This is a genomic window from Dehalococcoidia bacterium (assembly GCA_022449765.1).
Taxonomy (GTDB): Bacteria; Chloroflexota; Dehalococcoidia; order Lucifugimonadales; family Australimonadaceae; genus UBA2963.
Window position 1 is genome coordinate 39840 of record JAKUPZ010000008.1, and the last position, 11414, is coordinate 51253.

An 11414-nucleotide genomic window follows, 5' to 3' on the forward strand; every position below is an offset into this window, starting at 1 on the left:
GAATCTTCTCCTAGATTTGTCATTTAGAATTATCTATTTGAGCTGCTAAAATTTGTTCTAAACGTAAAGCATGATACAAAGGAAAATCGGCCCCGTGAATAACCGATTTTTTCAAATTACGCAAAACATCCGAATTGAATGCAATAATCTGACGCATCTTTTTTTCAACCTCAATCATCATAGAACCTCGGTCTGAAAATATGCCGTCTATAAGACCCATCTCAAATGCCTGGTTAGAACTGAAAGCCTCACCTGTATATAACATCCTCAATGTATTCGCTTTATTAACGAGGTTAGTTAATGATTGAGTACCACCAGCGGCAGGCATCAACCCTAAGTGCAACTCAGGCATTCTAAAAACTGTATCCTCCGTGGCATAACGGAAGTCGCATAATGCAGAAATTTCTATTCCTGTTCCAATACAATGTCCATGAATAGCCACTAGCGTTGGCTTTAAAATAAAATGTAAATCTTTCCAAATATCTCTAGCAATTTTGGAATAGCGAGCAATAGTCATTGAAGGGGCAGTCCCAAATTCAGTCAGGTCTGCACCTCCACAAAATCCATACTCCCCGGCCCCAGAAATAATTACACCTTGTACCTCGATATCATCATTTATTACTGCAAGCAGCTCGGATAATTCATCTCGCATCTGAACATTAAATGCATTAACTTTGCTTGGGCGATTTAAGGTCAGAAATGCAACGCCCTCACTTTTAGTGAATTTTATACAGCTAAATGTGCTCATTCAGATTGGAAATCCGGAGTCTCTTTGTTGAAGTAACTCCTTAGTCCTTTCTCCCTATCTTCAGTGGACTGGAGGAGGATACTTAAATCGTTTTCAAGGCGATGTGATTGCAAGAAACTTAATTCCTGCGAGTAGTTTACCGATTCTTTTGCATATCGTGCTGCTATAGGAGCAGCTTTACAAATGGATTCGACAAGCGCAGAAACATCCTCCAACGTGCCTATAGATTCCACTAATCCAATCCTAATGCTTTCTGAAACGTCAATACATTCACCTGAAAGCAATAATCTCATAGCTTGTCCCCTGCCTACTATCCGAGCCAGTCTTTGAGTGGCGCCATTTTTTGGCATTCTCCCTTGATTCACATAGCCAAGTTGAAAACTTGCATCTGCAGAAGCTATTCGTATATCAGCAGCCAAGCACAACTCTAACGATTCGTCTCTACAGTAGCCTTCTATAAAAGCGACCACGGGAATGGGAATTTCACTGAGTCTCTTGATTATGCTGTGGTCAAACTCGCAAGAATGCCAGTTGCCATGTACAACTACGACTCTGATACTGAAATCGTTTATAAGCGATTCTATAAAATCACTATCCCGGAATGATTGAAAATCATTAGGCAAAAAAAGCGACATCACATTACTAGCAAAAATATTTTTTTGAGGCTTTTGTTCAGGCATATTTTTATCCTTAAACATCTTAACCAGCATCCATCTTACCTGAAAGTAGCCACTTGACACTTGCCTTCGTGTTTCTTACCATTTCTTGTGGATTAGCAGTCGGCGCTTGAGACTGCTAACAGATTATTAAGGCGAGTGCTAAATTGCATTATGCCTTCAGATTAAGGAGGAAGGCGTGGCGCGAAAGCTACAACCACTAGGCGATCGAATCGTCGTAAAAGCAGTGGAACAGGAAAATCAGACCAAAAGTGGGATATTTATCCCTGACAGCGCGAAGGAGCGACCTCAAGAAGGTAGCGTCGTCGCTGTAGGTCCAGGGCGCGTAAATGACGATGGCTCTAGAGTAGCCATGGACGTCGCTGTTGGAGATGTGGTTATCTACTCAAAATTTGCCGGAACCGAATTTGAAGAGGATGGCGAAGAGTATTTAATCATGAAGGAAACAGACATCCTAGCCAAAGTTGGCTAAATCATTAAGTGGCCCTCTGGGCCTTATCTATTAGGAGGGAGCCATAAATGGCAAAGCAAATCCTTTTTAGCGACGAGGCAAGAAAGTCGCTCAAAGTCGGCATGGACACACTGGCAAACACAGTGAAGGTTACCTTGGGTCCAAGAGGCCGTAACGTAATATTAGACAAGAAATTTGGTCCCCCAAATGTATGTTCTGATGGGGTGACTATTGCAAAAGAAATTGAACTCTCAGACCACTATGAGAACATGGGCGCTCAGCTTCTTAAAGAAGCTGCTACAAAAACAAACGACGTAGCCGGTGACGGAACTACAACTGCTACCGTTTTAGCTCAGGCAATGATTGGTGAAGGTTTCAGGAACATTGCTGCAGGTGCAGACCCTATGGCAATTAAACGTGGTATTGAAAGAGCTGTCATTGCTGTACGTGACAGTGTTTCAGCGCAATCAAAACCGGTAGACGGGAAAGATCAAATCGCTCAGGTAGCTTCACTATCAGCTCATGATAACGAGATGGGCGAATTATTAGCGGAAGTAATGGAAAAGGTCGGAAAAGACGGAGTCATCACCGTTGAAGAGGGAAAGAGTCTAGCCTACGAAACTGAATATGTAGAGGGAATGCAAATTGACCGAGGATACATATCTCCTTACTTCCTTACAGACTCTCAGCGTATGGAAGCTGGCATTGATGATCCTTATATACTTATAACCGACAAAAAAATTACAGCAGTGAATGACGTTTTACCCGCTTTAGAAAAAATCCTCCAAGTTACAAAAAATCTTGTAATTATAGCCGAGGATGTTGAAGGAGAAGCGTTAGCAACCTTAGTTGTAAACAAGCTAAGAGGTACTCTTAATGTGTTGGCCATAAAGGCCCCAGGCTTCGGTGATCGCCGTAAAGAAATGCTTCAAGATATCGCGATTCTGACCGGTGGAACTGTACTAAGCGAAGAAGTTGGACGTAAGCTTGACTCAGCCACAGTTGAAGATTGTGGGCGAGCGCGTCGCGTAGTAGCAACAAAAGACGAAACTACTTTCGTTGAGGGTCATAGCACTGAACAAGCGATCGAAGACCGCATCTCGCAAATCAAAGCGAGGATCGAAGAAACTACTTCAGATTTTGATCGTGAAAAACTGCAAGAACGATTGGCCAAGCTCTCTGGTGGTGTTGCCATCATAAAAGTAGGTGCAGCCACCGAGGTTGAGTTAAAAGAGAAGAAAGCACGGGTAGAAGACGCATTGTCAGCAACACGTGCTGCAGTTGAAGAAGGGATTGTACCTGGAGGCGGAACTGTTCTGGTCCGAGCTGCTGAAGCAATTGAAGGACTGGGTCTTTCAGGCGATGAACTTACTGGCTCCCAGATCGTTAAGAAAGCTCTTGAAGAGCCGATTCGTACTATTGCATCGAATTCAGGGCACTCAGGGGATGTAATCGTCGCAGAGGCAAAAGAATCAGAAAATAATTGGGGATTTGATGCTGATGCAGGCGAATGGGGTGACATGTTCGAAAAAGGAATTGTTGACCCTGCCAAAGTAACCCGAGCAGCTGTAGAGAATTCTGCTAGCGTAGCAGCTATGGTGCTCACTACTGAGGCTGTACTAACAGACATTCCTGAGCCTGCCGCCGCCGCTCCAGCCATGCCTCATGGCGATCATATGGACTTCTAATCACAAGAATTCCGATAATATAAAAGAGCGCCTCTTGAGGCGCTCTTTTATATTATGCTTGAAAGTAACTGTTCAAATTCATGTTTATCAGAATGCGGACCCACTACAGATAATCTACTCATCCCGAAATCAATGTAATTTTCAGAAGCTACGCGAAGATCCTCAGTGGTTATTGACCGGAGCTTACTCTCAATTTCATCAACCGTAATGATGTCTCCTTTAAGTATCTCCTGTGCACCCAGCCAAATCATAACTGCACGAGTGTCTTCCATTCTTAAATGTAAGCGTCCGATTGAATATTCGATCGCCCGGGACAATTCACGCGCAGAAACATGTATTTTGGTTTCCCTTAGCTCACGCAATATTGCCGCTATCGTTAAATCAACTTTAGCACTATCCGAACCGCAACCAATTACTGTAGCGCCGCAATCAGAGTAATGGATTGAACTACTATGAATATCATAAGCAAGCCCTAAATTTTCACGAACCTCTAAAAACAGCCTACTCGTCATCCCTTCTCCTAAAACCGTACTCAGCATATCTAATGCATAACTATCTACATTTGTAAAAGCAACACCATTAAAAGCCAAGCAAAAATGAGTTTGTTCCGTGGGTTTTTCGTTGAGTTCAACACTTACTGTATTGCTGTAGGCCTGCTTTACAGGTTCTATCTCAAATTTTCTTGGCTGATCATAAATACTCATCCTGCTGTTTATTTCACGTAATAAGTAGTCATGTTCAACATCGCCAGCAACAGCAATTACAATATTAGAGGGCACGTATTGATTAGCATGATAATCAGTTAAGTGTGCCTTAGTAATAGAATTAACCGTTTCCCTTGTCCCCCCAACGTCTGTGCCCATTGGTTGACTTGGCCATAATGCTTGATCAATCAACAAATCTGCTAAGGCATCTGGCTGATCGTAAGTCATCGAGAGCTCTTCAAGGATTACGCTCCTCTCGCGCTCAATTTCTTCTGGCAAAAAAATAGGGTTTTGAATCATATCCATCAGTACATCTAAAGATTTCACAAAATGGTTTCCCCCAGCTTTTGTGTAAAAAATTGTTACTTCTTTGTCTGTACTCGCGTTCAAAATGCCACCGACCGATTCAATTTCCTCTGAAATCATTTGAGGTTTTGGGCGTTGGGTGGTGCCTTTGAACAACATATGTTCAATAAAATGTGAAATCCCTGCAATTTTAGGAGGTTCGTAACGAGAACCTGCGCCAATAAATATGCCTACTGAAACAGATTTTATCCCAGGGATTTTTTGTGATAATACTCTAAGACCGTTACTTAAAATTGTGCGTTCGTACAAAAATTTCACCTACCAAAGCTATTCATACTTTTGTTTAAAGGTTCCAATACTTCCTGTCCTCCTAAGTATTGAACCAAAGCATTCGGTACAACTACGCTACCATCAGGTTGCTGGAACGTTTCCAAAATAGCAATTATTACACGTGGGATGGCCAATCCAGATCCATTTAAAGTGTGTACCAATTCAGGGCGTTGGGCTTGGTCTCTACGGAATCTAATGTTCGCCCTACGCGACTGGAAATCAGTACAGTTTGAACAAGAGCTAACTTCAAGCCATTCATCCGAAGCAGGACTATAGATTTCAATATCGAAACTTTTTACTGAAGGAAAACTCAAGTCACCTGCACACAATTGTAAAAGCCTAAACGGCAAGCCAAGGCCACGAACAACATCCGACGCATGCTGTATCAGTTCTTCCAGCGCATCCATTGAAGACTCCGGTTCGACAAATTGATACATTTCCACTTTCTCGAATTGATGAACGCGCTTTAAACCACGAACTTGAGTCCCTGCAGCAGCCTTTTCTCGCCTAAAACACGGGGTGTGGGCCATATATTTAATCGGCAAATCCGCTATATTCAATATTTCGTCAGCATGTAGGCTTGTTAAAGGAACCTCCGCTGTAGGAATCAACCATAAATCTTCTTCAGCATCACGGTATAAGGCATCTGCAAATTTAGGCAAATTACTACTGTTCTCCATAGTTTTGCCGAGCACGAGAAACGGTACACTCCGCTCAAGGTACCCATGAGTCTCCCTATGCAAATCGATCATGTAGCTAACTAAGGCCCTTTGAAGACGAGCGCCTGTCTCACCTAAAACATAAAACATTCTTCCAGAAACCTTAGACCCACGCTCAAAATCAGTTATGTCCAAGGATTCCGACAATTCCCAATGTGGCTTAAGGTCAAATTCATATTTCCTTCGCTCGCCTTCTTGCCATAGCACTATGTTACTTGTGAAATCCAATCCATCAGGGACTTCTTCTGATACTAAGTTGGGGAGACGAAGCATTTGATAACGAAATGTTTCGTCACTAGCACGTAATTTCTCTTCTTGGGCCTTAAGCTCCTCACCACTTTGCCTAACTTCATCCTTGAGTTTATTAGCTTCCGCTACATTCCCACTTTTGATTAGCTCGGCAATCTTTTTACTTAATTCATTCCGGGCCGATCGGAAGTTTTCAATTTCAGAAATAATTTTCCGACGCTGGATATCAATTCCGATTAATTCATCGACAATTGAAACTTCTTCATTCCGGCGCGAGAGAGATAATTTGATGCTCTCAGGGTTTCTGCGAAGTAGCTCTGGATTAATCATTTTGATCCTCATCATTTTGACGCACTTGAGGAAACAACATCACATCACGAATAGTCTGTTGCCCAGTAAGAATCATAATGAGGCGATCAATACCTATGCCTAAGCCTCCAGTAGGGGGCATTCCATGCTCTAATGCTATAAGGAAATCTTCATCCAAACGATCAAGCTCTTCTCCCTGGTATTGCTTTCGCAAATCTTCCTGATCTACCAATCTTTGACGTTGAGTATCCGGATCATTTAACTCAGTATATGAGTTAGCTATTTCCATTCCCGCAGCAAATGCCTCAAATCTCTCTGCATATCGATCATCTTTCTTGCTAGCCTTTGCTAATGGTGACATCTCAACCGGGTAGTCTATTAAAAACGTTGGTTGTATCAATTTTGGCTCAACGTATGTTCCAACCAATTTGTCTATCAAACGACCTCTGCTCTCGGCGTAAGTTGCAGGGACGCCCATCATGTGCATTTGATCAGCTAAAGATTTTGCGTCCGGGTACAAATTTAAATCTACGCCCGCATATTGCATTAAAGATTCATGCAATGATATTCGCGGCCAAGGCCCATTTAATTCGATTTCGACATCCCCAAAAAGAACTTTGGTGGAACCAAAAACTTCCTGCGCTAAGTAGGGTATTAATTCTTCGACCATTTTCATAATGTCTTGATAGTCCGCATAAGCCTCATACGATTCAAGTAACGTAAATTCTGGGTTGTGATCAGCGTCAATCCCTTCGTTACGAAAAACTCGGCCTATCTCATACACCTTATCCATCCCCCCTACAATCAATCGCTTCAAATATAATTCAGTCGCAATCCGCAAATATAACTGTCTATCAAGAGCGTTGTGCTTCGTCACAAATGGCTGTGCCATCGCACCAGCAGGAATGGGAACCAACACAGGGGTATCCACCTCTAGATAGCCTCGTTCGTCAAAAAACGAACGTACCTTAGTAATAATATTGCTACGAGCACGCATTGCAGAATGAACATCACGATTGGACATCAAGTCCAAGTATCTTTGCCTATACCTTTGTTCAATATCACGTAATCCATGGAATTTTTCTGGAGGAGGCCGCAGTGCTTTACTTAAAAAAACAATACCTGAAAGACTGAGTGATATTTCACCTGTCTTTGTCCTTAGCAGTTTTCCTGTTACCCCGATAAAGTCTCCAAGGTCTATATCGTCAATAATTGAATATGAATCCCCAAGCAAATCACTACGTGCAAATAGTTGCAGGCGTCCTTCAGCGTCATCCAAGTCAATGAAGCTTGCCTTCCCCATTCTCCTAAGGCGAGTCACACGTCCAGCTAAGGAAATAGTTTCATTCAATTCAATGTCTGACTGTTCAGAAGCAACATATACTTCCGATGCTGTCTTTGTATTATGTGTTCTTTCAAACCGGGCTGGAAACGGGTCAATGCCTCGCTGAATCAACCGTTCTAGCTTTGCCCGGCGGCTCGCCAAGAGCTCATCACCGCGCTGGGGCATAAAAACCCTCCAAATTAAATTAACGGACCGAAACTATCTTTATGGACTGAATGCCAGACGGTGCAGGGAACTCAATTGTTTCTCCAGCCTTATGACCAATAAGCGCTTTGCCAAGAGGAGACTCGTTTGATATCCGCCCATCACCTGGAGCTGCTTCAGTGCTACCTACAATTGTATAAGTTCCTGCCCTTTTGGAACCAAGTGGCTGAACCTTCACAATTGATCCAACTTCAATAATGTCAGATTTCGCACGCGAGCGTGTATGATCAGGAATTATTATTGCGTTTTGAATCATCCCTTCAAGTTCTTGTATTCGCCTCTCAACCTGGGCATGTGCGTTTCTAGCGTCCTCAAATCCAGCGGATTCCAACTCTCCAATCTCTTTGGAATCTTGAATTCGTCCCGCAACTTCTTGACGCTTCACTCTACGCAACTGATCCAACTCTTGCTCTAGTTCTCGTAAGCCGGCAATAGTAATATACGTATCGTTCAGCGCCATGTCCCCCCTCAGAGGCTACTGAATACCTAACATCATGACTTTCCTAGGGTAAATTTTATGACACCCAAATATCAAAGTAAACGAGCACACGTACAGAGCACGCACTGAAACAGCAATAAGCGACCTTCAATGCAATTGAACTTACTTCCCCATAAATTCTAAAATGATCTTGAAGAGCTATTAATGAGCAAGGCGGAGAACTTAGTTGCGCGTAACTGGCGGTAGTGCAAGAGGATTCACTCTTATTTCTCCTAAAGCTCCTGGGGTAAGGCCTACGACCGATAGGGTTCGTAGCGCTCTATTCAATATTATGTCGCGATATTCTGTAGAGGATTCTGAAGTAGCTGATTTATTTGCAGGAACGGGGTCATTGGGAATCGAAGCTCTAAGTAGAGGAGCAGCACGAGTAGATTTTGTAGAAGCAAACCGGAGGCAAATTAATGTGATACGGGATAACCTCCAATCTACAGGATTCTCTGAACTGGGCTTCGTTTATAACGAGCGAGTCGAAACCTGCCTCGTAAAATTAAGACCTTATGACATAGTCTTGATGGATCCTCCTTACACTGAACCTTTTCCAGAGAAAATCGTTACTGAAATAGGTAATCGCCGCTTACTAAAAAACAAAGGAATCCTAGTTTGTGGGCATTCTTCAAGAACGCCAATTAATTCAACCTATGGGTTGCTTGAATGCTGGGACGATCGGCGCTATGGTGACTGTTCGCTCGCGTTTTTCAGCTATTCAAGTGAGGATTATTAATGACTACTGCAATCTACCCTGGACGCTTTGACCCTGTGACTGCAGGTCATCTGGACATCGTAAAAAGAGCTTCAAGGCTTTTTGATGAAATAATTATTGCCGTTTTTGACGCTCCTGAAAAACGAACGATGTTCTCAACCGCAGAACGAGTTTCAATGTTCCAAAACTCCATAAACGGTATTGAGAATGTTCAAGTTAAGAGCTTTAATGGACTTATTGTGGACTATGCGCGATCGCAAAATGCTAAGGCCATAGTTCGCGGCATAAGAATGAATGCCGATTTTGAATATGAATTTGAAATGGCATTAATGAATAGAAAGCTCGCTCCTGATATCGATGTTGTTTGCCTAATGACCGATATTCAATACCAATTCGTAAGAGCAAGTCTACTGAAGGAAGTTGCCAAACTTGGCGGCGATATAGAGGGACTGGCTCCACCAAATGTAATACTCGAACTAAAACGTAGAATAGAGCACGAAGCGGGCCTAATTAAGGAGTAATCATGGAAATTCTTGAATTAGTAGATAAGTTAGAAGCAATGGCAAACCAGGCAAAAAAAATACCAATGGCTGGTAGGGCGATGGTAGATGCGGAGGCCATGTTAGATTTAATTGATCAAATTAAATTATCTATGCCCCGTAATTTGCAAGATGCTCAAGAAGTTCTAGATAGAAGAGAACAAATAGTTAATCAAACAATGCTAGACGCAAGAAGGATTCGCTCTACTGCAGAAGGTGACGCACGCGCATTAGTTGATGAAAGCGAAATGGTAAAGGCGGCCAAAATAAAATGCGACGAACTCATTGAAGACGCGAAAAAAAAGGGAGACCGCCTAATTGAAGCGGCTAAAAAAGATGCGATCAATCGGCGTAGTGGAGCAAATAAATACAGCTTAGAAGCACTTCAGCAATTAGAGGAGCAGGTAAACTCTATCCTCGTTTCTATTCATGCCGGACAAAGGGCATTAGACCCAGAGGGATTCTATACAGAAAAATCATCAGAGGACGAAACCCAGTAAGATCCTTCCTCATATAGACTTACACTTCCAAGGCTGACTTTGGGTATATAAGTTTATGTAAATTTAAACTGATGGAGGCCAGATGTCTGTTTCTAGTTCACTTGCAAAACTCATAACGGAAAAACGTTTAGAAGATTTACCTTCTTGGACAATACATGAGGCAAAACGCACATTAATCAATATGGTAGGTATATCGCTTTCAGCCTCTACTTCTTCGGGAAACGACATGCTTCTATCTTGGATCGAAAAAGAAAATGCTAGCCCTAGAGCTTCCATCATAGGCAGTTCAGTTCGTACGAGTCCCTTTAATGCGGCGCTGATGAATGGGTTTTTAGCTCATCTTCAAGACTATGACGACACGCATTTCCCGACTGTTTTGCACCCTACAGCACCAGTTTGGCCAGCTGTTTTCGCTGCAAGCGAAGATCAGAATGCCACAGGCTTGCAATCTTTAGGGTCTTTTGTACTAGGCGCCGAAATAGCCTGCAGGCTTGCGATGTCCGTACACCCATGGCATTACGATATGGGATGGCATATTACGGGAACTACAGGCGTATTTGGCGCAGTAATTGGCGTAGGGAAAATATTAAATTTAGACAATACAACCCTTAATATGGCCATCGGTCAAGCAGGAACATACGCGAGCGGAATTCGGGAAGTTTTTGGCTCACATACAAAGCCGATGCATGCTGCAAAAGCAGCAAGTAACGGCTTGCAATCAGCCTATCTTGCGACCAGTGGTTTTACTGGTGCCGATGACATTATTGGAGGCAGAAGGGGTTTTTGGGAAGTACTATCTCCAAATGGCCATAATAAGGAGATCCTGCTCAATAATTTTGGAGACCATTGGGAATTGAAAAACAATGGCCTTAAACCCTACGCAAACGGCGTTGTTTCACATCCAATACAAGATGCGGTGATTTACCTCCGAAACACCCACTCTATCCAACCCGCAAATGTTTCTGCAATAAACGCTCGAGTCCATCCATTGGTACTAGAATTGATGAACAGACCCGAACCCCAGCGAGGGCTAGAAGGTAAATTTTCATTCCAACATTGTGCTGCAGCAGCTTTAGTAGATGGTGCAGGTCATGATGCTCAATTTTCAGACACAAAAATCACCGAACCACTAATTGCAAATATACGAAGTAAGGTAAATGCGCAAATTGATGATTCCTTAGGAGAAGATGAGGTCTACATCTCAATCGTGATGAATAACGGCCAAACGCTCGAGCATCATGTGAAACATGCAACAGGATCACCCGAAAATCCGATGTCTGACGCTTCCTTAGAGTCTAAATTTAGGGACCTTGCAGGAGAAGTATTGAATAGTAGTCAAGTCAACAAGCTGCTTAGTACATTATGGGAAATCGAAAAAGCTCCCGATTTACAAGAAGTTACTGAATTAATGCGTGTTCAGTAAACACTTCAGCATAAGGTTGGGTT

The 11414-nt window shown here is 42.8% G+C and carries 12 protein-coding genes; 6 read left to right on the plus strand and 6 right to left on the minus strand.

Translation table 11 applies throughout. The annotated features are described in order from the left end of the window. Nucleotides 1-19: 19 nt before the first annotated feature. Nucleotides 20-748 carry an enoyl-CoA hydratase/isomerase family protein gene (locus MK127_04960; GenBank protein MCH2532141.1) on the minus strand — a complete coding sequence of 243 codons (729 nt, stop codon included), beginning with the start codon at nucleotides 746-748 and terminating at the stop codon, nucleotides 20-22. Beyond that, entirely contained in the window at nucleotides 745-1428 is a 684-nt protein-coding gene (locus MK127_04965) for an enoyl-CoA hydratase/isomerase family protein (protein ID MCH2532142.1), read from the minus strand. The genes MK127_04960 and MK127_04965 overlap by 4 nt, the downstream gene beginning before the upstream one ends. A 175-nt stretch (nucleotides 1429-1603) precedes the next feature. Between MK127_04965 and groES the strand changes: the two genes are divergently transcribed. Both groES and groL read left to right on the plus strand, forming a co-directional pair. Continuing rightward, a complete protein-coding gene (groES, locus tag MK127_04970; GenBank protein MCH2532143.1) occupies nucleotides 1604-1897 on the plus strand; it encodes a co-chaperone GroES in 294 nt (97 codons plus the stop codon). 47 nt (nucleotides 1898-1944) lie between these two features. Further along, nucleotides 1945-3564, plus strand: coding sequence for a chaperonin GroEL (gene groL, locus MK127_04975; GenBank protein ID MCH2532144.1), 1620 nt, complete (start codon nucleotides 1945-1947; stop codon nucleotides 3562-3564). Nucleotides 3565-3611: 47 nt separating this feature from the next. Here groL and MK127_04980 read toward each other — a convergent pair whose 3' ends face one another. From MK127_04980 to MK127_04995, 4 genes are read right to left on the minus strand one after another with little or no spacing between them, the layout of a single operon-like run. Next, nucleotides 3612-4883, minus strand: a complete 1272-nt coding sequence (locus MK127_04980) for an insulinase family protein (protein ID MCH2532145.1) — start codon at nucleotides 4881-4883, stop codon at nucleotides 3612-3614. A 5-nt stretch (nucleotides 4884-4888) separates the two neighbouring features. Further along, nucleotides 4889-6202 carry a serine--tRNA ligase gene (gene serS / locus MK127_04985; protein MCH2532146.1) on the minus strand — a complete coding sequence of 438 codons (1314 nt, stop codon included), beginning with the start codon at nucleotides 6200-6202 and terminating at the stop codon, nucleotides 4889-4891. Next, nucleotides 6195-7691, minus strand: a complete 1497-nt coding sequence (gene lysS / locus MK127_04990) for a lysine--tRNA ligase (GenBank protein ID MCH2532147.1) — start codon at nucleotides 7689-7691, stop codon at nucleotides 6195-6197. Before lysS ends, serS begins: the two co-directional genes overlap by 8 nt. Nucleotides 7692-7710: 19 nt before the next feature. Then, on the minus strand, nucleotides 7711-8190 hold the full coding sequence (locus MK127_04995) for a transcription elongation factor GreA (protein MCH2532148.1): 480 nt from the start codon (nucleotides 8188-8190) through the stop codon (nucleotides 7711-7713). A 205-nt stretch (nucleotides 8191-8395) separates the two neighbouring features. On the opposite strand from MK127_04995, the gene rsmD reads away from it, so the two are divergent. The 4 genes from rsmD (at nucleotide 8396) to MK127_05015 (ending at nucleotide 11391) form a co-directional block, all read left to right on the plus strand. Further along, nucleotides 8396-8950: a 16S rRNA (guanine(966)-N(2))-methyltransferase RsmD gene (gene rsmD, locus MK127_05000; protein ID MCH2532149.1), complete on the plus strand. Its 555-nt coding sequence runs from the start codon at nucleotides 8396-8398 to the stop codon at nucleotides 8948-8950. Then, complete coding sequence (gene coaD / locus MK127_05005) at nucleotides 8950-9450, plus strand: pantetheine-phosphate adenylyltransferase (protein ID MCH2532150.1); 501 nt, start codon at nucleotides 8950-8952, stop codon at nucleotides 9448-9450. Before rsmD ends, coaD begins: the two co-directional genes overlap by 1 nt. A gap of 2 nt (nucleotides 9451-9452) precedes the next feature. After that, nucleotides 9453-9968: a hypothetical protein gene (locus tag MK127_05010; protein MCH2532151.1), complete on the plus strand. Its 516-nt coding sequence runs from the start codon at nucleotides 9453-9455 to the stop codon at nucleotides 9966-9968. An 82-nt stretch (nucleotides 9969-10050) separates the two neighbouring features. Next, nucleotides 10051-11391 carry an MmgE/PrpD family protein gene (locus MK127_05015; GenBank protein ID MCH2532152.1) on the plus strand — a complete coding sequence of 447 codons (1341 nt, stop codon included), beginning with the start codon at nucleotides 10051-10053 and terminating at the stop codon, nucleotides 11389-11391. Nucleotides 11392-11414 lie beyond the last annotated feature (23 nt).